9 protein-coding genes and 2 pseudogenes are annotated in these 21,164 nt (G+C 70.0%); 2 read left to right on the top strand and 9 right to left on the bottom strand.

Annotated elements, in window-relative coordinates; genetic code table 11:
- Positions 1–45: 45 nt before the first annotated feature.
- From JEQ17_RS40500 to JEQ17_RS40470, 7 genes are all read right to left on the bottom strand, one after another.
- Positions 46–294 (bottom strand): phosphopantetheine-binding protein, encoded by a 249-nt coding sequence (locus tag JEQ17_RS40500; RefSeq protein ID WP_200399878.1) that lies wholly within the window; start codon positions 292–294, stop codon positions 46–48.
- A 48-nt stretch (positions 295–342) separates the two neighbouring features.
- Complete coding sequence (locus tag JEQ17_RS40495; RefSeq protein ID WP_200399877.1) at positions 343–1,311, bottom strand: ACP S-malonyltransferase; 969 nt, start codon at positions 1,309–1,311, stop codon at positions 343–345.
- 7 nt (positions 1,312–1,318) lie between these two features.
- On the bottom strand, positions 1,319–2,218 hold the full coding sequence (locus tag JEQ17_RS40490; protein ID WP_200399876.1) for a proline iminopeptidase-family hydrolase: 900 nt from the start codon (positions 2,216–2,218) through the stop codon (positions 1,319–1,321).
- Positions 2,219–2,292: 74 nt separating this feature from the next.
- On the bottom strand, positions 2,293–3,639 hold the full coding sequence (locus JEQ17_RS40485; RefSeq protein ID WP_200399875.1) for a methylaspartate mutase: 1,347 nt from the start codon (positions 3,637–3,639) through the stop codon (positions 2,293–2,295).
- The gene (locus tag JEQ17_RS40480) at positions 3,636–4,142 is read right to left on the bottom strand and encodes a cobalamin B12-binding domain-containing protein (RefSeq protein ID WP_234048555.1); all 507 of its coding nucleotides are present in this window, start codon (positions 4,140–4,142) and stop codon (positions 3,636–3,638) included. The genes JEQ17_RS40485 and JEQ17_RS40480 overlap by 4 nt, the downstream gene beginning before the upstream one ends.
- A gap of 233 nt (positions 4,143–4,375) precedes the next feature.
- Positions 4,376–5,362 (bottom strand): aldo/keto reductase, encoded by a 987-nt coding sequence (locus JEQ17_RS40475; protein WP_200399874.1) that lies wholly within the window; start codon positions 5,360–5,362, stop codon positions 4,376–4,378.
- 94 nt (positions 5,363–5,456) lie between these two features.
- A complete protein-coding gene (locus tag JEQ17_RS40470) occupies positions 5,457–6,926 on the bottom strand; it encodes an NDP-hexose 2,3-dehydratase family protein (RefSeq protein WP_234048554.1) in 1,470 nt (489 codons plus the stop codon).
- A 343-nt stretch (positions 6,927–7,269) separates the two neighbouring features.
- Between JEQ17_RS40470 and JEQ17_RS40465 the strand changes: the two genes are divergently transcribed.
- Together JEQ17_RS40465 and JEQ17_RS40460 are read left to right on the top strand one after the other, a co-directional pair.
- Positions 7,270–8,427: an aminotransferase class I/II-fold pyridoxal phosphate-dependent enzyme gene (locus JEQ17_RS40465; protein WP_234048553.1), complete on the top strand. Its 1,158-nt coding sequence runs from the start codon at positions 7,270–7,272 to the stop codon at positions 8,425–8,427.
- Positions 8,428–8,430: 3 nt separating this feature from the next.
- Positions 8,431–9,153: a class I SAM-dependent DNA methyltransferase gene (locus JEQ17_RS40460; RefSeq protein WP_200399872.1), complete on the top strand. Its 723-nt coding sequence runs from the start codon at positions 8,431–8,433 to the stop codon at positions 9,151–9,153.
- Positions 9,154–9,396: 243 nt separating this feature from the next.
- Here the strand turns inward: JEQ17_RS40460 and JEQ17_RS51055 are convergent.
- Positions 9,397–10,530 (bottom strand): annotated as a pseudogene (locus tag JEQ17_RS51055) (thioesterase domain-containing protein); the annotation flags it as partial.
- Between the two features lie 351 nt (positions 10,531–10,881).
- Positions 10,882–21,126 (bottom strand): annotated as a pseudogene (locus tag JEQ17_RS40455) (SDR family NAD(P)-dependent oxidoreductase); the annotation flags it as partial.
- Between the last annotated feature and the right edge of the window lie 38 nt (positions 21,127–21,164).

Here is a 21,164-nt window from a genome sequence, read left to right as displayed (position 1 = left end):
TCCTGGGCCGGGCGGGCGTCCTGGGGGCTCGGCCGCGGCGGATGGTCAGGGGCGCGGTTCGGCCAGGGCCGACAGCGTCTTCCACAGCACGCCGGGGGTTTCGAAGGTCTCCTTGGTGAGGGCCTCGTCCTGGAAGTGGACGCCGTAGGTGTTCTCCAGTTCGGCGAGGAGTTCGACGGTGCCGAGCGAGTCGAGGCCGACGTCGCGCAGGCTGACGTCGTGCTCAAGCGGCTGGTCGGCGGAGAGGAACGGCAGATAGCGGCGGAGCAGGCTCTCGAAACGGTCGTCCCACATGGGAGCTCCTTTCGGCCCCGGTCGACGGGGCACGCGGTCTTGGGGTGCCTACGCGGCGGTGGTGCTGCGCGGGCGGGGCTGGAGGGCGAGGCGCGGTGTGGCGGCGAGGACCTCGAAGGCGCGGGTCGTGGTCCCGACGCGTCCGAAGAGGCTGTCGGGTCCGGCGACGCAGACGCGGGTGACGCCCTGGCCCTGGAGGGAGGCGATGACGTCGGGCCAGCGCAGGGGGCGTACGAAGCTCTCCAGGAGCATCGTGCGCACCTCTTCGCCGGTGGTCAGCAGCGCCCCGTCCTGGTCGGCGACGACGGGCAGTGCCGGGTCGTGGAAGGTGAGGCCGCCGACGACCTCCTCCTCCGCCTTGCGGCGCAGGCCGCCGAAGGCCGCGGCGTGCATGGGCGGCCGCATGGCGTAGAGCGGCATGGCGCCGGCCGACCGCAGGCGGGCCTCCAGCCAGGCGCTGTTGCGCTCGTGGAGGGTGAGCATGAAGAAGTCGTGGTCGATGTGGCAGGAGGTCTCGTGCCATTCGCCGAGCTCGTCGAGTTCGGCGAGGATCTCGTCGAGCCGCTCCCGGGGCGCGCGGACGAACGAGTGGGTCACGACACCGGTGTGTTCGGTGCGGAAGTACTCGTCCATGCAGCGGGCGAGCCCGGCCGTCATGCGCACCGCGTCGGCGAAGGCGAGCGCGCCGCTGTAGGCGGCGACGGACTTCTCGCCGAAGCTGGCCCCGGTGCAGATCCGGGGGCTCACGCCGAGGTTCTGCTCGGCCCAGCGGGCGAGGGCCACGCAGTTCACCAGGAAGGCGATCTGGGCGTACTCGGAGTAGTCGCCCTCGGTCTCGCGGAAGCGGTCCACGAGCGAGTAGCCGAGCGTGTCGTCCGCCTCCGCGAGCAGTTCGCGGACCTGTCGGTTGGTCACCAGGAACCTGCCGACCTCGGCGAACGACGCGGGCCCCATGCCGGGGAAGACCATGGCGGTCGCTCCGCCGTCCACGCCCGGTTCGTGCTGTGTCGTGTCCATGGTGGGCTCACACCAGACTTTCGAGATAGGAGAGCATGACCTGCTGGAACCGCTCGGGCTCCTCCAGGTGCGGTACATGGCTGGAGTTCTCCAGCACCTCCTGCCGCACGTCCGGCACGAGGTCGAGGAACGGCTGCACGGTGGCCTGGGTCGCCTCGTCGTGCCGGCCGGTCAGGACGAGCGTGGGCACGGCGATGTCGGGCAGGCAGAACTCCACGGACCAGTCGCGCAGTGTGCCGATCACGTGGAACTCGTTGGGGCCGTTCATCGTGAAGTAGACGGTGGGGTCGTTGTAGATCTCCATGAAGGTGGCGCCGAAGTCCCGCGGCCATGGCACGATCCGGCAGACGTGCCGGTCGTAGAAGGCGCGCATGGCGTGGAAGTAGGGCTCGCTGTCGGTGGTGCCCGCCTCTTCGTGCTCGGTCAGCACCTTCTGGACGTCGGCCGGGAGCAGTTCGCGCAGGCGCTTCATCTCCTGGAGCCAGATCTTCATGGAGGCGGGCGCGTTGGCGACGACCAGGCCGCGCAGTCCGACGGGTCGGCGGGCGGCGTGCACCGAGCCGAGCATGCCGCCCCAGGACTGGCCGTAGAGGATGTAGTCGTCGGCGATGCCGAGCTTGTCGAGGAGGTTGTCCAGCTCGTCCTCGAACAGCTTGACGGTCCAGAAGTCCGCGCCGCGGTCGGGCAGATGGGTGGAGCCGCCGTTGCCGATCTGGTCGTAGTGGACCACGGGCCAGCCGGCGTCGGTGAGGGACGTCATGGCCAGCAGGTAGTCGTGCGTGCTGCCGGGACCGCCGTGGAGCAGCACCACCGGTGGTTTGCCTGAATGCAGGTCACCCGTCACGCGATACCAGGTCCGGTATTGACCGAATGGCACGGTCCCCTTGGCACTCGGGGGTTTGGACATTCACACCACCTCACAGTTCGACTCGTCGGTCACGCTAGATGAGCGGCACAGCGGAGCAGACCCCTATCCGGCCCCTAGGTACCCCTAGGCCCGGACAGCGGGGCCGGGCCCGCCGATTCGGGAAATGCGAGGGCGTCGTACGTCCGCTGTACGTAGGAAAGCGCGGTGAGTAGTTCGGAGGAGGAAACCGCGCGAACGGCGCCCGTTTTCACGGTGTTTCCCAGCGGCAGCATTCCGGTGTCCGCCCATCGCAGGCGACCGGTGTCGTCTATGTAACTCCGGCTGCGCCCCATGTTGTCGGGATGGAGGCAATAGGGAATGTCGAGATATCCCCGCTTGAAGGCACGGAACAGGGCGCTGCCGATGTCCGGCCCGCAGTTCATGACCGCCTCGACGAGAGCACGGGCCTCCGCGTGCGTCACGGAGTCGGCGGAGTGGTCCTCGGGGGCGGCGGGCAGCACGCCGGCCGCGGCGGGCCCTCCTGCCGCGGGGAGTACCGCGGCGGGGCGGGGCGCCGCCCGGGCGACGGCGGCCGCGTGTTCGAGGGCGGCCACGTTGTCGGCGACGGTGGGGATGTGGTGCGCCTCGGCCGCCGTCTTGACGATCAGCCGCTCGGCCCCGGTGGCGACGGCCAGTTCGGCGGCACGCCCGAGGAGCGCGTGGGCGCCCTCCGGAGTGGTCGGGTACACGCCCATGTACGCGTAGATGACGATGTGGCAGTCGGCGTCGGGCAGCAGCTCGGTGTGCAGGCGGCGCAGGGCCCGTACCGCTTCCCGGTCCTGTTCGGGGTGGGTCTGCTGGGCGTAGCTGAGGGAGATGCTGCGGATGCCGTGCTGCCGGAAGAAGAGCGCCTCGAGCACGCTGATCGCGACGAGCTGGCTGGGCGGGCACAGCTGCCCGAGCATGCAGCCGCCGAAGGTCTCGAGGTGGGGTTCGAGTCCCAGCTCCCGCAGCCCGGCGAACTGGTCGCAGCAGCGGGCCCAGTTGCTCACCGACTGGTCGAGCGGGATGCGTCCGTACGGCAGGCAGTAGGAGACCGGTCCGCCCTCGGTGGCGTCCAGGCCCACCCGGGTCAGCGCGCCGAAGATGTGCAGGGGCGTCGCCGATCCGTGGCGTACCTGGACGGGGAAGTCGTCACCGACGATCCCGGCCAGGACCTGACGCGTCGTCGACTCCTCGTGGGTGACGATGGGATAGCCGTTGAGGGCGATGCCGGACTGCAGCGCCTTCGCGGCGGCGTCGAGGTCGCCTACGCGCGTATAACTGTCCAGGGTGAGCGTGCCGACCGTGGTGGCGTCCGCCGCCCGGGTGGCGGCCAGTCCCGCGCGCATCGCGTCGGGGGCGCCCATGCCCATGCGGGGCTGCACGACCAGTTCGCCCCGCTCGTGGGCGGAACGTACGAAGGCGCCGAATCCCGTCAAGACGCGACCCGTTGGGGAAGCGCCTTTATGTAGTGCGCGAACGAGGACACCGCCTCCGCGTCGTCGGGGAACACCGCGTCGAAGCCCGCCCAGGCCAGTTCCGCGGCCTGCTGCGACTGGCCCGATCCGGCGACGCCGAGCTTGCCGCCGATGACGACGGGGATGCCGTCGAGTTCCTCGCAGGCGCGCAGTTCGCGGATGACGCGCATCCCGTCCTGGTAGCCGTGACCGTTGACGGTGCTGATGACGACGAGACCGGGGCGCCGGTCGCGGCACTCGGCGACGAGCAGCTCGTCGGGCACGCACGGCCCGAGGTTGACGACCTCGTGGCCCAGCTCCTCGATCAGCAGCTGCAGGAAGACCAGGTTCCAGGTGTGCGAGTCGGACGCGACGCTGCTGATCAGCACGGGGGGTGCGCCGCCGCTCGGGAGGTGCGGCAGGGGGTCCTGCGGCCGGTGGGTGGGGGCGGCGGTGGACATCTGGCGGACGTGGGAGGGATACATGTGGGGCGTGCTCCGTGTGGAAGGGGGGACGGGAGGGTGTGTGGCATGACGGCGGGCGCCGTGACCGGGCCGCGCAGTGCGCGACGGCTCGCGGCGGGGCCGTACGGGCCCGGGGTAGGGGTGGTAGTGGTGCGGGTGAACGCGGTTGGGGGCGGTCGGGACCGGCCGCCGGTGGGCGGCTTCAGAGGCGGCCGCTGCCCGTTGCCGGGCGGGGCAGCCGGTGCCGGCGTGGGTCAGTCGAGCCAGGCCGCGGGTGCCGGGCGGCCGTTGCCGATCGGCGGGAACAACTCGTCGAGCCGGTCGAGGACGTCGTCGGGAAGCCGCAGGTCCAGGGTGTTCAGCGCGCCGGCCAGGTGGGCGGCGGTGCGCGGGCCGATGACGGCCGCCGTGAGCCCGGGGCGGGACAGCAGCCAGGCCAGCGCGACCTGGGCCGGGTCGAGGGAGATCTCCGCGCACAGCTTCTCGTAGTGCGAGACGGCGTCGCGCCGGGTCTCCAGGGCGAGAGCCGCGCGGCCCTGCGCGGTCTTCACCGCCGTCCCGTCGTCCAGCTTGCGCAGCGCGCCGCCGAGCAGCCCGCCGTGCAGCGGCGACCAGGCGAGGACCCCGATGCCGTGGGCCACGGCGGCGGGCACGACCTCGGTCTCCACGAAGCGGGTCGCGAGGTTGTAGACGCACTGCTCGGAGACGATGCCGAGGAAGTTGCGGCGGGCCGCCGCGGCCTGGGCGTCGGCGAGGTGCCAGCCGGCGAAGTTGGAGGATCCGACGTAGCGGATCTTGCCCTGGTGCACGAGGGTCTCCATGGCCTGCCACACCTCCTCCCAGGAGGCCGACGGGTCGACGTTGTGCATCTGGTAGACATCGATCCAGTCGGTACGCAGCCGCCGCAGCGAGTCCTCGCAGGAGGCGACGATATGACGCGCCGACAGCCCCTGGTCGTTGGGCAGGTCGCTCATCGGGTTGCTGACCTTGGTGCCGAGGACCACGCGCTCGCGCCGCCCGCCGCCCTGCGCGAACCACTCCCCGATGATCTCCTCGGTGAGTCCCTTGTGGACCTGCCAGCCGTACTGGTTGGCGGTGTCGAAGAAGTTGATGCCCTGCTCCAGAGCCTCGTCCATGAGCGCGAACGCCTCGTCGCGCGTGGTGCGGACGCCGAGGTTGAGCGTGCCCAGGCACAGCGGGCTCACGTTCAGTGCCGTACGTCCGAGCTTCCGGTAGAGCATCGTCACCCTTTCAGGGACCTGGGAGAGGGAGGAGGGAGGAGAGAGGTGGTGCGGCGGTCACCGCGCAGGGTCAGGGGTCCCGCGCCGCCCAGGGTCAGAGGTCCCGCGGCGCTCCGGAGAGGCTGTGCAGACAGGCGATGAGGCTGCGGGCCTGGACGTTGACGTAGTGGCTGTGCCGGAGCAGGCCGACCATCTGGTGGAGCGCCATCCAGCGGTAGTCCGGGGCCGGTTCGGGGGTGACCTCGATGTCGGACTCGACGATGAGATAGCGGTTCTGGGCGTGGTAGAACCGGCCGCCCTCCTCGGACAGGATCGTCTCGAAAAGCACCTGCTCGGGGCGGGCGGACAGCACGTGGTTCAGGAAGGCCGGCCGGGCCGCCGGAGGAAGACCCTCATAGTTCGACGGGGTGCACATGACCGTGGGCGAGAGCTCCACGACGTCCAGATAGCCGGGCTCGACGCGGGCGTGCGCCAGGACGTGCAGGACACCCTCGATCCGCTTGACGAGGAAGGCCACGATGCCGACGCCCGCGGGCGCGATCATGGGCTGGGTCCACTCGCGCACCTCCCGGTCGCCGTCGGTCTCGATGTGCACACCGATGACGTCGAAGAACCGGCCGGTGTCGTGGGAGACCGCGTACTGGCTGCGCCGCCAGTTCTCCACCTCACGCAGCGGCACGAGCCGGGTGCTCACCTCGTGCCGGGTACGGGCGTCGGTGATCCAGCTCAGGATGTCGCCGGTGCTGTGCAGACTGCCGTGGTCCTCGCTGCACGAACGCAGGATGGGCAGCCGTAGTTCGCTTCCGGGCCCGGGCAGTTGCTCGGCGAGCCGGGACCCGGAGAACGGCAGACACGACAGCACGGTCCGGGTGTCCATGTTGATCAGGTCGTCGATCGCGAGCAGCCGGTGCAGCTGACCGATGGTGAGCCACATGAACGCCTCGTGCGGCTCGACGTCCTCGTCGGTCTCCACGACCATGTTCCGGTTGCGCTTCTGGAAGAACCACGAGCCCTGTTCGGACTGCAGCGCGTCCGTCATGACACTGTGCTGCGAGGTGTCCTGGAAGTACGACAGGTACGGTACGGCGTTGCCCCGGTGCACCCGTGTGTAGTTGCTCCGGGTGGCCTGGACCGTCGGGGAGAGCTGAAGGCCGTTGCGGTTGCCCGGCTCCATCTTGGCCTGCATCAGACAGTGCAGGACGCCGTTGAATTCCTTGACCAGAATTCCGAGAATTCCGATCTCCGGCTGGTTGATGATGGGCTGTGACCAGGCAGGGATCGGCGCCCCGGGCAGTTCGACGGAAAGTCCCTGCACACTGAAGAACTTCCCGCTGTCGTGCCCGATGTTGTGGGTGTCGGGGTCGGTGCTCCAGCCGGCGAGCTCATCGAGGGGCATCTTGTGGACACGGGCCACTTTTTTACCGCGCTCGGCGAACCAGGCATGGAATTCGGCAAGGCTGTGGAGCGCGCCCTTGTCGACGATACTCACCGACGTGGCGATACGGACCGCGAGCGACTCGTCGCCGGAACGGGTGGGCAGGGGCGTCGACAATGTCTCGGCCACGAGGGTCTCCTTTTGGGCGGCGGCCATGCGGAACTCATCGAGGGTTCATCGATCTCGCCGGAACTCGTCGGGTGGTCCGTGGAACTCGTCGGGGAGTTCCGCGGAGTTCGCCGGGGAAGGCTTCGGTCGAGTTCGACTGGATCTTCGCGCTCACAGCGGCTGCCTTGGCGCTGTGTCACGCTCACCGGCAGGCTGCACCCGACGCTAGCTCCGGCGAGGCGGCCGGGCCAGCAGGACTGGGGCCCCTTAGGGGGGTGGTTAGGGGCTTGCGGGGTCGGCCGTCGCCACGGGTGAACGGCCGCAGGGGTTGAGGCTAGGGGCCGGTTGAAGGAACGATGAACAGGTGAATGATTCGCCTGTGTTCCGCGAGCCCCTGCACGTCGGTCGCCCCAATATGGGCAGTCGCGCGCGCCTGACGGAGAGACTGGACGGAGCGCTCGACCGGCTCTATCTCACCAACGGCCCACTGGTCCGTGAATTCGAGGAGAAACTCGCCGAAGTCGCAGGAGTCGGTCACTGTGTCGCCGTGTGCAATGCCACGGTCGGTCTCCAGGTCGCGGCCAGGGCCGCGGGAATCCGGGGCGGCGACGAAATCATCGTGCCCGCCTTCACCTGGGTGGCCACGGCGGCGGCGCTGGACTGGATAGGAATTGTTCCTGTTTTCTGCGATGCCGACGAGAGGACGGGAAACCTCGACCCGTCCGAGGTCGAGGCGCTGATCGGTCCACGCACCCGCGGAATCATGGGAGTCCATGTCTTCGGCTATCCGTGTGCGATGGACGAACTCACCGATATCGCCGACCGGCACGGTCTGCCGCTGCTGTTCGACGCGGCCCACGCGATCGGCTGCACCTACAAGGGCCGGCCCGTCGGCGGTTTCGGTGCGGCGGAGGTGTACAGCTTCCACGCCACGAAGTTCGTCAACAGTTTCGAGGGCGGCGCCATCGTCACCCGGGACGCCGAGTTCGCCGAACGCTGCCGCGAGTTGCGCAACTTCGGCATCACCGCGAGCGGTGAGATCAGGTCCGGCGGCACGAACGCCAAGATGAACGAGGCGGCGGCCGCGATGGGACTGACCTCCCTGGAGGTCATGGACGAGCTGATGGACATCAACACCCTCAACCACCGCCGCTACGAGAAGGGCCTCGAAGGACTGACCGGCGTACGGGTGCGGGGCCAGGCCGAGGGCGAGCGTGCCAACCACCAGTATCTGGTGATCGAGATCGACGCCTCGGCCGCCGGCATCCACCGCGACGAGGTGCACGCGGCGCTCGGCGCCCAGAACGTACTGTCCCGCCGCTACTTCCACCCCAGCTGCCATCAGGTGGAGCCCTACCGGAGTGATCCCGCCCGGCACGCCCCGCGGCCCCTGCCGCGCGCGGAGGCACTGGCCGAGCGGGTACTCGCCCTCCCGACGGGCAGCGCCGTCGGGCCGTCGGAGATCGACAAGGTCTGCGACATCGTCCGGCGCTGTGTCAGCGCCCGAACCCCGGCCAGGTGACCCATGTACGAAGAGGATTTCGCCCACGTCTACGACGACATCTACCGACGGCACAAGAACTACGCCGGTGAAGCCGACCGCATCCGCGAACTGGCCCTCGAATACCGTCCGGACGCAGCAAGTCTGCTGGACGTCGGCTGCGGCACGGGCGAGCATCTGGCCCATCTGCGGAAGCACTTCGACGTGGCCGGCGTGGATCTCGCCCCGCCCATGATCCGTATCGCCTCCGCCAAGCTTCCCGGAGTGCCCCTGCTCCAGGACGACATGTGCACCTTCGGCCTTGAGCGGACCTTCGACGTGGTCTGTTCGATGTACAGCTCGGTGGGCTATCTGGCGTCGGCGGACGATCTGTTCACCGCCGTCAAGAACATGGCGCACCATCTGCGTCCGGGCGGGGTGCTGATCGTCGAACCCTGGATCCTGCGGGAGGACTGGAACGGCGGCGACCTCGTGGAGGCCGGCTTCGAGAACGAGGGCGGCAAGGTCGTCCGGATGGGCCGCTGGACCACCAGGGACGGACGCAGCCACGTCGAGATGCACTATCTCGTCGCCACGGGATCCGATCCGGTACGGCACTTCGTGGACGAGCAGGAACTGTCGCTGTTCTCCCGCGAGGAGTACGAGACGGCGTTCCGGTCGGCGGGGTGCGCGGTGGAGTACCGACCCGACGGCTACGCGGACCGCGGGGTCTTCATCGGGGTGCGGGGGGCCCAGCGGACCGTCTGAGGCGGGTGTACGACGCCGTGCCGTCCCCTCCGGGGCGGTGCGGCGGGAGGACGGCTCCGGGCCGGTTTCCCGCCGCACCGCCCCGGACGTGTGTGAGGGGACCGCGCCGGACGTGTGTGAGGGGGCCGACGGAAACGCGAGGTGCGCAGGTCCGCTGAGAAGGCGGTGGCGGGCGGACACGTGGCTGAGGGCCGCCCCGGGGCGGGGGCGGCCCTCAGCCGCGCGGGCGGCAGGGCCCCGGAGTCACAGCCGGTCGGTGAGCCATTCCTCCACCGCCGCGGCCGTCAGGTCCGCCTGGCTCTCGACGATCCCGAAGTGGTCACCGGGCACTTCGAGGACCGTGTCCGCCGTGTCCCAGGAGGCACGCCAGTCGTCCGGGCCTTCGCCCCCGTCCGCGTCACCCGCGGTCAGTGACTTCTCGGGCCGGACGAACAGCACCGGCGCCGTGATGTCCACCGGCTTGACCTCTCCGACGAGCCGGGCGTAGCGGCCCATGGCCGACAGCCGCGCACTGTTGAAACGGCCGAAGACCTCTTCGCGTGCGAACAGCCCCTCCACCATGCTGATCCAGAAGTCGCCGTCGAGGTCCGCCCCGCCGTCGGCGCGGTAGCTGTCGAGCAGCACCACGGCGGCCGGCGGACGGCCGGCGGACTCTAGCCAGGACGCGACGCCGTGGGCGAAGATGCCGCCGGCCGAGTAGCCGAGCAGGACGAACGGGTCGTCGCCCGCCGCCTCCTGGACACTGCGCCCGAAGACCTCCACGACGGCGTCCGCGGTCTCCGGGAGCCGGTCCTGCGCCGCGAACCCGGGCATGGGCAGCGCGGACACCTCCCGTACCCCGCGGAAGTGGGCCGCCAGCCGGGCGTACTGGTGCACCCCGCCCATCGCCATCGGCGAGGCGAAGCAGAACAGCCGGGGCAGGCGTGGTCCCTGGGCCAGCCGGACCGGCACCGGCAGGTCGTCACCGAACTCCGCGGCGCTGCTGAAGGAGGGGCGCAGTTCGGCGACGGCACGCAGCAGCCCGACGCCCTTCGTCACCTGTCCGTCCCTCACCGCGCTCCGGAACAACGCACTGAGGGTGTCCGCCGCGTCGTCCTCCGCCGGCCGGCGGGCAGCCCCGCCGTCACCGCCGTCACCGGCGTCGACCGTGGTGTCCGTCGCGGCGAGCGCGTCGGCGAGTTCGTCGGCCAGATGCCGGGCGAGGTCCGCGGGTGTGGTGTGGTCGAACACCGCGGTGGCCGCGAGCCGCAGACCGGTGGCCTCGTGCAGTTGGTTGCGCAGTTCCATCGCGGTGAGCGAGTCGAAGCCGGACTCCAGGAAGCCGAGACCGGGGTCGACGTCCTGCGGACCGCGGTGTCCCAGCACCACGGCCGTGCAGGACCGCACCAGCTGGACGAGGTGCTCGTACCGCTCCTCCGGCGACGCCGCGCCGAGCCGCCGTCGCAGTTCTGCGGGGCCCCCGTGCCGGGAGGCCGTGGCCGCTCCCTTGCGGCGCGCGGCCACCAGGGACCTCAGGAGGTGCGGTACGTCGTCCTGGGGCCGCAGATCCAGCAGGACCGGCAGCACGGCGGAATGCGTACCGGCGCAGGCGTCGTCGAAGAGGGCCAGTCCCTGTTCGGTGGTGAACGTGCCGACACCGCCGCGTGCGATACGTGCGCGGTCGCCGCCGCTCAGGCGGCCGCCCATACCGCGGTTCGTGTCACCGCTGCCCGTCGCCTCCCAAGTGGTGCCGTCCGCCTCCCACAGGCCCCAGCCGAGGGACAGGCCGGGCAGCCCCTGGCTCCGGCGCCGGACGGCCATCGCGTCGAGGTAGGCGTTGGCCGCCGCGTAGTTGGCCTGCCCGGGACTGCCGAACGTGCCGGCCGCGGAGGAGAACAGCACGAAGGCGGAGAGGTCCGCGTCCCTGGTCAGCTCGTCGAGATGCCGGGCCGCGTCCGCCTTCGGCCGCAGTACGGCGTCGAGCCGTTCCGGCGTGAGCGCGTCGACCAGCCCGTCGTCGAGCACGCCCGCGGCGTGGACGACCGCGCCGAGGGGACGGTCCGCCGGGATCGCCGCGAGGAGAGCCGCCAGGTCGTCCCGGTCGGCCACGTCGCACGCGGCCACCTCCGCCCGGGCGCCGAGGGAGGCGAGTTCGGCCACCAGGTCGGCGGTGTGCGGGGCACGTGCCCCCTGGCGTCCCACCAGCAGCAGCTGCCGTACGCCGTGCTCGCGGGCCAGGTGCCGGGCGAGACGGGAACCCAGCGCACCGGTACCGCCGGTGACGAGAACGGTCCTGTCCGGGTGGAAGACGGCGGCGGCCGGCGGCCGTTCGGCATCGGGACCGGCGTCCGGACCGGCATCGGAACCGGCCGCGGGACTTGGCTCGGGGCTCGACTCGGGACTTGTGTCGGGGCTTGTGTCGAGCACCCGTACGAGACGTGCGGCGTGGACGACACCTTCCCGCAGGGCGATCTGCGGCTCCTCGCTCGCCAGGGCTCCGGGGAGTACCTGGGCGGATGCCTCGGAACCGTCCGAGTCCAGGAGGACGAAGCGGCCCGGGTGCTCCGACTGCGCAGACCGTACGAGTCCCCAGGCGGCAGCCGCGTCCACGTCGATCGCGTCGTCGACGGAGACGGCGGTCGCACCGCGGGTCATCAGCACGAGGGTGGCTTCGGCGCAGCGCTCGGCACTCAGCCAGGTCTGCACGGCGTGCAGCGCTTGGTGAGCGGCGGAGCGAGGGGTGGCGGTGTCGCTGTCGGCAGCGCCGGCGATGTCGGCATGGGCATGGGCACCGGCATGGGCATCGATGAGTGACAGGAGCACGACGTCCGGAGTGTCGGTTCCGGACTCGGTGTCGTCTCCGGATGCGGCCGGCGCCGCGATGAGCGCGTCGAGGTCGTCGTACCGGGCAAGGGGAAGCGATCCCTCCGTGGGAAGGCCGACGGCCGACAGCGCTGTCGGGCCGTACGGGTCCGGCCCGACCAGGGCCCACTCCCCCGTGCTCTGCTGAACGGCGGGCGGCTGAGCCACCCAGTCCAGGCGGAACATCGATGCGGGACGGTCCGTGCGCGCCTGCGCGAGCTGTTCGGCGGTGATCCCGCGGAGCACCAGCTCACGTACGGTCGCAACGGGCGCGCCCATCGCGTCGGCGATCCGCAGACGGTACGTGTCGCCGCCCGTACGGGCCAGGGAGAGCCGCAGTTGGGTGGCTCCCGACCGGTGCAGCGTGACTCCCGTCCAGGCGAACGGCAGTCGGGCCACTATCCCGTCCTCGTCGCGGCCCTCGTGGGCGGCCGCGAGACCGACGGCGTGCAGGGCCGCGTCGAGGAGGGCCGGGTGCAGACCGAAACGGCCGGCGTCCTTCGCCGCGTCCTCGGGCAGCTCCACCTCGGCATCGATCCCGTCCTCGGTACGCCAGGCGGCCTTGAGCCCCTGGAAGACCGACCCGTAGACCAACCCGTCCGGCCGCGCCTCGAGTTCGGAGTAGAAGTCCCCGATGTCGACCGGCTCGGCGGTGGGGGGCCATGCCGTGAGTTCGAACTCGGGCGTCAGTGCATCGGCCGCCAGTACACCGGTGGCGTGTCGGGTCCAGGGCGTCTCGTCGCCGTCCTCGGGACGCGAGTACACCTCCACCAGACGTTCCCCGGCCCCGTTCGCCGCCTCCACCACAACCTGCACCTGTACGCCACCACGCTCGGGCACCACCAACGGCGCCTCCAGCGTCAACTCCTCCAACCGCCCACAACCGACCTCGTCACCGGCACGCACCGCCAGCTCGACGAAGGCCGTGCCGGGTAGCAGCACCACACCGGCGACGGTGTGATCGGCCAGCCACGGATGCGACTTCAAGGACAGCCGCCCCGTCAGCACCAACCCATCACCACCCGCCAGCCCGACCACCGCACCCACCAACGGATGATCCGCCACCGACTGACCAAGCCCGGCGGCATCAGTGGCCTTCTGTCCGGCCTCCAGCCAGAACCGACGCTGCTGGAAGGCGTACGTGGGCAGCTCGACCCGGCGTCCGCCGCCCGCCGTCAATGGCTCCCAACCCACCGCAACGCCACGGACATTGAGCCGGGCGAGTCCGGTCAGGAACTCCTGTACCTCGTCGCGGTCCCGACGCATCACGGGTACGCAGGCCACATCCGAGTCCTCAGGCAGCGACTCGCGAGCCATCGCGCTCAGCACGCCGTCGGGACCCAGTTCGACGAACGACGAGACACCCGCGTCCAGAAGAGCCTCTACACCGGAGCCGAAACGCACCGCCTCACGGACATGCCGCACCCAGTACTCCGGTGCGCAGAGTTCCTGCGCCGACGCGATGCCACCGGTCACATTCGACACGACCCCGAGAGCCGGAGCGTTGAACGTCAGCCCCTCCACCACAGCGGCAAAGTCGTCGAGCATCGGTTCCACCAACGGCGAATGGAAAGCGTGACTGACCTGAAGCTGCTTGGTCTTCACCCCGCGCTCCCGCAACGCCTCGACCACCGGGGCGACCGCGGCTTCGCTGCCCGAAAGGACCACTGCGCGCGGCCCGTTCACCGCCGCAATACCGACGTCCTGCACCTCGTCCAGGAGTTCGCCCACCTCATCCTCGGTGGCCTGGACCGCCACCATCACCCCACCGGCAGGCAACACATCCATCAACCTGCCCCGTGCCGCCACCAACGTCGCCGCGTCCTCCAGCGAAAGAATCCCGGCCACATGCGCAGCCGCGATCTCCCCCACCGAATGCCCCGCCACAAAATCCGGCCGCACACCGAACGACTCGATCAGGCGGAACAACGCCACCTCGACCGCGAACAACGCCGCCTGCGCATACACCGTCCGCGTCAACAGACCAGCCGCAGCACTCTCCGGCTCCGCGAACAACACCTCCCGCAGCGGAAGATCAAGGTCCTCCAAGCCGACGTCCAACAGGTCACACGTCCGCTCCAACGACTCCGCGAACACCGGAAACGACACGGCCAACTCCCGGCCCATCCCCACCCGCTGAGCACCCTGCCCCGTGAACAAGAAGGCCAACTTGCCCGATGCGGAGGCAGTTCCCTGCACCAGGCCGGCTATGGGGCGGCCTTCGGCGAGTGCTTCGAGTGCGGCGAGAAGGTCCTGCCGCTCGGAGGCGACAACGGCGGCCCGGTGGTTGAACAGTGTGCGGGTGGTCAGGAGAGCCCGTGCGATGTCGCGGGGAGCGGGATCGTCGGAGTGGCCGACGTGCGCGAGGAGGCGTCGGGCCTGGTCCCGTAGGGCGTCCTCGGTGCGCCCCGACACGATCCACGGCACGGGGACGTCCGTCGTCCGGGCCGTCTCCGGCGGCTCGGGCGTGCCCGCCGCGCCGGTGGACGGTTCGTCCTGCGGTGCCTGCTCCACGATGACGTGGGCGTTCGTCCCGCTCACGCCGAAGGAGGAGACACCGGCCCGGCGCGGCCGACCGTTCTGCGGCCACTCCCGCGCCTCGCTCAGCAGCTCGACCGCGCCGACGGACCAGTCCACGTGCGGTGAAGGCTCGCTGACATGCAGGGTCTTGGGCAGCACACCCGCCCGCATCGCCATCACCATCTTGATCACACCGGCCACACCCGCGGCCGCCTGCGTATGACCGAGGTTCGACTTCGAGGAGCCGAGCCACAGCGGCTGATCCTCGTCCCGACCCTGGCCGTAGGTCGCGAGCACCGCCTGCGCCTCGATCGGGTCGCCAAGGGTCGTGCCCGTGCCGTGCGCTTCCACGGCGTCGACCTCAGAGGCCGAGAGTCCTGCACTCGCCAGCGCCTGACGGATCACCCGCTGCTGCGAGGGACCGTTCGGAGCCGTAAGGCCATTGCTCGCACCATCCTGGTTCAACGCCGAACCCCGCACCACGGCCAACACCTGGTGACCGTTGCGCCGCGCGTCCGACAACCGCTCAAGCACGAGGACACCCACACCCTCGGACCAGCCCGTGCCGTCCGCGTCGGCGGAGAACGCCTTGCAACGCCCGTCCGCGGCCAGGCCGCGCTGACGGCTGAAGTCGATGAAGGTGTCCGGACCGGCCATGACGGTCACGCCACCGGCGATGGCCATCGTGCACTCGCCCTGGCGCAACGCGTGGGCGGCGGAGTGGAGGGCTACGAGCGAGGAGGAGCAGGCGGTGTCGATCGTGACGGCCGGGCCCTCCAGGCCGAGCGTGTAGGCGACACGGCCGGAGACGACGCTGCCGGAGATGCCGGTGCCCAGGTAGCCCTCGGCGCCTTCGGGGATGTCGACGATCCGAGTGCCGTAGTCGTGGTACATAACGCCCGCGAAGACGCCGGTCTGGCTGCCCTTGAGGTCGGCGGGGACGATGCCCGCCTGCTCGAACGCCTCCCAGGCCGTCTCCAGCAGCAACCGCTGCTGCGGATCCATGACGATGGCCTCGCGGGGCGAGATCCCGAAGAACTCCGCGTCGAAGTCACCCGCGTCGTGCAGGAATCCGCCCTCGCGGGTGTAGCTCGTTCCGGCGTGATCGGGATCCGGGTGGTAGATCGCGTCCAGGTCCCATCCGCGGTCGGTCGGGAACTCGGAGATCGCGTCCCGGCCCTCGGCGACCAGCCGCCACAGGTCCTCCGGGGAACGGACTCCGCCGGGGTAGCGGCAGCCCATCCCGACGATGACGATCGGGTCGTCGTCCGCGCGGCCGGATGCGAACACCGGCCGCGTGGGTTCCGTTTCGACGGCTCCGCCCGAGACCTCGGCGAGGAGAAAGTCCGCCAGTGCGTCGGTGGACGGATAGTCGAAGACGAGCGTCGCCGGCAACCGCACCCCCGCCTCCGCACTGAGGCTGTTACGCAGTTCCACCGCCGTGAGCGAGTCGAAGCCCAGATCCTGGAACGCGCGCCCCGGCTCGACCAACTCCGCCGACGCGTATCCCAGCACCTGCGCCACCTGAACCCGCACCACGCCGAGCACCAGCGTCCGGCGCTCCTCCGTCGACAGCCCCACCAACCGATCGGCAAGGCCGCCGCCGGATCCGGTCGTCCGCCCCTCCGCCGTACGGCGTCGAGGTGTACGGACCAAATCGCGGAAGACCGGGGGCAGTTCGTCTGTGTGCGCACCCAGAGCCGCGATGTCCAGGTGAGCGGGAGCGAGAGCCGCCCTGTCCGTCGCCAACGCGGCGTCGAACAGCGCCAGGCCGTTCTCGACCGACAGCGGAAGCACTCCGCCGCGGGCCATACGGCTGCGGTCCGTGTCGCCGAGAGACTCCGTCATTCCCCCGCGCCCGGTCTCTTCCCAGAGTCCCCACGCCAGCGAGGTCGCGGGCAGTCCCAACCCCCGCCGATACTCCGCCAACCCGTCCAGATACGCATTCGCCGCCGCGTAATTCGCCTGTCCCGCACCACCCACCGTCCCCGACAACGACGAGAACAACACAAAGGCAGAAAGGTCCAACCCCTGTGTCAGCTCATGCAGATACCACGCAGCATCCGCCTTCGGACCCAGCACACCATCCAGCCGCTCCGGCGTCAGCGAACCCAGCACACCATCGTCGACCACACCGGCCGCATGCACCACCGCCGACAACTCCACACCCAGACCATCCACCACAGCAGCCAACGCGACACGATCACTCACATCACACGCCACCACATCCGTGTGGGCACCCAAGTCCGCGAGCTCAGCAACGAGTTCAACCGCACCCGGCGCATCCTGACCCCGCCGCGACAGCAGCACCAGACGCTCCACACCATGCGACACCACCAGATGCCGGGCCACCACCGCACCCAGACCACCCGTACCACCCGTCACCAACACCACACCACCACCACCAGCACTGGCACTGGCACTGGCACTGGCACTGGCACCCCATGACGGCACCCCACCACCCGCGGCCACCCGCGTCAGACGAGGAACGAAAACCTCACCGCCACGGACAGCGACCTGCTCCTCCCCCGACGCCAAAGCAGCCCGCACACCCGCCTCAACATCCCCCTCCACACCCACATCCACCAACACAAACCGACCCGGATGCTCCGCCTGCGCCGACCGCACCAACCCCCACACCCCAGCCGACACCACATCCACCACACCACCCACACCCACAGACACCGCCCCCCGCGTCACCACCACACGAGAACCAGCACCCCCCACACCCGACACACACTCCTGCAACCAGGCCAGCACACGCTCCAGCTCCGCGCCCGCCAAACCCAACCGCTCACCCTCCAGCACCAGCACACCCGGCGCACCACCACTCACACCACTTCCAACACCGCCCGCGTCGGCCGCAGCACCGGCAACGGGCGACCACACCACCTCGAACAACCCACCACCAGCCACCACCGGCACCCCGCCAGCAGCCCCCACCTGAGCCGACGAAATCGCCCGCAACACCAGCGACTCCACCACCGCCACCGGCACACCCGCACCATCAGCGACCCACAACGACACCCGATCCCGCGCCACATGCCGCACACACACCCGCAACACCGACGCACCCACCGCAAACAACGACACCCCCGACCACGAGAACGGGAGTCGGGCCACGGTGCCGTCCTCTTCCTCTTCCTCGTAGGAGGGCGAGAAGCCGAGAGCGTGCAGGGCAGCGTCGAGGAGTGCGGGATGCAGGCCGAAACGGGCGGCCTCCCCTACCGCTTCGGCGGGCAGCTCGATCTCCGCGTAGACCTCGTCACCCTTGCGCCATGCGGCGGTCAAGCCCTGGAACAGAGGACCGTAGACCAAGCCGGACTCCGGTCGCTCGTACATGCCCTCAACGTCGAGTGCTTCCGCTCCGGCCGGCGGCCACTGCGCCAGCTCGAACCCGGCCGACGCCTCCGAAGGACTCAACAGACCACTGGCATGCCGCGTCCACGGCACATCCTCGTCCGCACCCTCCACCCGCGAGTACACGGCGACGGGCCGTTCCCCGGACCCGTTCGTCGCCTCGACGAGGACCTGCACCTGTACGCCGCCACGGTCGGGCACGACGAGAGGGGCCTCCTGGGTCAGCTCCTCGATGCGCCCGCAGCCGACCTCGTCGCCCGCACGCACCAGCAACTCGACGAACCCGGTCCCCGGGAACACCACCACGCCGGCGACGGTGTGATCGGCCAGCCACGGATGCGACTTCAGGGACAGCCGCCCCGTCAGTACGACGCCCTCGCCCTCGGCCATCCCGACCACCGCGCCCACGAGCGGGTGATCCGCGGCCGACTGACCCAGCCCGGCCGCATCGGTCACCGACCAGCCACCCTCAAGCCAGTACCGCTCACGCTGGAAGGCGTACGTGGGCAGCTCCACCCGACGCCCACCAGCCGTCAACGGCTCCCAACTCACCGGCACGCCCCGGACATTGAGCCGGGCCAGACCGGTCAGGAACTCCCGTACCTCGTCGCGGTCCCGACGCATCACCGGTACGCACGCCACATCCGAGTCCTCCGGCAGCGACTCACGAGCCATTCCGCTCAGCACACCGTCGGGACCCAGCTCGACGAACGACGACACACCCGCGTCCAGAAGAGCCTCCACACCGGAGCCGAAACGCACCGCCTCACGGACATGCCGCACCCAGTACCCCGGTGCGCAGAGGTCCTGCGCCGACGCGATGCCACCGGTCACGTTCGACACCACGCCCAACGACGGAGCGTTGAACGTCAACCCCTCCACCACAGCAGCAAAGTCGTCCAGCATCGGCTCCATCAACGGCGAGTGGAAAGCGTGACTGACCTGGAGCTGCTTGGTCTTCACCCCGCGCTCCCGCAGTGCCTCCACCACCGGCAGCACCGCAGCCTCGGTGCCCGAAAGGACCACCGCACGCGGCCCGTTCACCGCCGCAATACCCGCGCCGTCAACACCCTCCAGCAGCTCACGTACGTCCGACTCGGTGGCCTGGACCGCCACCATCACCCCACCCGCAGGCAACCCATCCATCAACCGCCCACGAGCCGCCACCAACATCGCCGCGTCCTCCAGCGAGAACACCCCGGCCACATGCGCAGCCGCGATCTCCCCGACCGAGTGCCCCGCCACGAAGTCCGGCCGCACACCGAACGACTCGATCAGGCGGAACAGCGCCACCTCGACCGCAAACAACGCAGCCTGCGCATACACCGTCCGCGTCAACAGACCAGCCGCAGCACTCTCCGGCTCCGCGAACAACACCTCCCGCAGCGGAAGATCAAGGTCCTCCAAGCCGACGTCCAACAGGTCACACGTGCGCTCCAGCGACTCCGCGAACACCGGGAACGACGCGGCCAACTCCCGGCCCATGCCCACCCGCTGAGCACCCTGCCCCGTGAACAGGAACGCCAGCCGGCCGTCCACGACGCGGCCCGACACCACCCCGGGCGCCTCGGCGCCGGTCGCCAACACCTCCAGCGACCGGAGCAGTTCCTCGCGCGAGGAGCCCAACACCACACCCCGATGCTCCAGCCCAGCCCGCGACGCACCCAACGAAAACGCCACGTCCACGGCAGTGGACCCCGTGGACATCTGCTGATCCAGCAACCGCGTCGCCTGCGCGCGCAGTGCCACCGCCGACTTGCCCGACACCACCCACGGCACCGTCAACCCAGCCACACCCGACTCGACGCCCGACTGGACATCAGGCTCCGCAACAACCTCCGCCGCAGGCTCCTCCACCGGCGCCTGCTCCACGATCACATGCGCGTTCGTACCACTCACACCGAACGACGACACACCCGCCCGCCGCGGACGCCCCACCTCCGGCCACTCCCGCGCCTCCGTCAACAACTCCACCGCACCCGCAGACCAGTCCACATGACTCGACGGCTCACCGACATGCAGGGTCTTCGGAAGCACCCCGTTCCTGATGGCCATGATCATCTTGATAATGCCGCTGACGCCGGCAGCCGCCTGGGTGTGCCCGATGTTCGACTTGATCGAGCCCAGCCAGAGCGGACGGTCCTCGTCTCGGTCCTGGCCGTAGGTGGCGAGCAGCGCCTGCGCCTCGATCGGGTCGCCAAGGGTCGTACCCGTACCGTGCGCCTCGACCGCGTCCACCTCGGCCGCCGTCAGACCAGCATTCGCCAGCGCCTGACGGATCACCCGCTGCTGCGACGGACCATTCGGAGCCGTAAGACCATTACTCGCACCGTCCTGGTTCAACGCCGAACCGCGGATGACGGCCAACACCTCGTGGCCGTTGCGCCGCGCGTCCGACAACCGCTCAAGCAGGAGCAGGCCTGCACCCTCGCCCCAGCCGGTGCCGTCGGTGTCGTCGGAGAAGGCCTTGCACCGGCCGTCCGACGCCAGGCCGCTCTGCCGGCTGAACGCGATGAACGGTCCGGGCGTCGACATGATCGTCACCCCGCCCGCAAAGGCCATCGCGCACTCCTTCTGCCGGAGTGCCTGGCAGGCGAGATGCAGGGCCACGAGCGAGGAGGAGCACGCGGTGTCCACGGACACCGACGGCCCTTCCAGGCCGAGTACGTACGAGACGCGGCCGGAGACCACGGCCGCCACGCTGCCGGTAGCCAGGTATGCCTCCGTGTCCTGCGGCGAACGGTCCATGAGGTCGGCGTAGTCCTGGCCGTTGGTTCCCGCGAAGACGCCGACGGACGCGCCGCGCAGGCTGTGCGGATCGATGCCGGCCCGCTCGCTGGTCTCCCAGGCCAGCTCCAGCAGGAGCCGCTGCTGCGGATCCATGGCGAGGGCCTCACGCGGCGAGATCCCGAAGAAGTCCGCGTCGAACTCCGCCGCGTCGTGGACGAAGCCGCCGCGTGCCACGTAGGTGCTCCCGACGGCGCCCGTGTCGCCGCCGAGGAGCGTGTCGAAGTCCCAGCCCCGGTCGTCCGGGAACTCCGTGATGGCGTCACCGCCTTCGGCGACGAGCCGCCACAGGTCCTCAGGAGTCCGCACGTCACCGGGATAGCGGCAGCCCATGGCGACGACCGCGATCGGCTCGTGCTCCTCCGACTCGGCCTCGCGCAGCCGCTGCCGGGTCGCGTGCAGATCGGCCGTGACCCGCTTGAGGTAGTCCAGGAGCTTCTGGTCGTTCGACATCTGGTGCCACACCAATCTCGGTACGAGGAACGTCCGGAGGTCAGGGATGC

Source organism: Streptomyces liliifuscus (assembly GCF_016598615.1).
Taxonomy (GTDB): domain Bacteria; phylum Actinomycetota; class Actinomycetes; order Streptomycetales; family Streptomycetaceae; genus Streptomyces; species Streptomyces liliifuscus.
The sequence above is the reverse complement of the archived record's forward strand: the minus strand, read 5'-3'. Positions and strand labels throughout refer to the sequence as shown.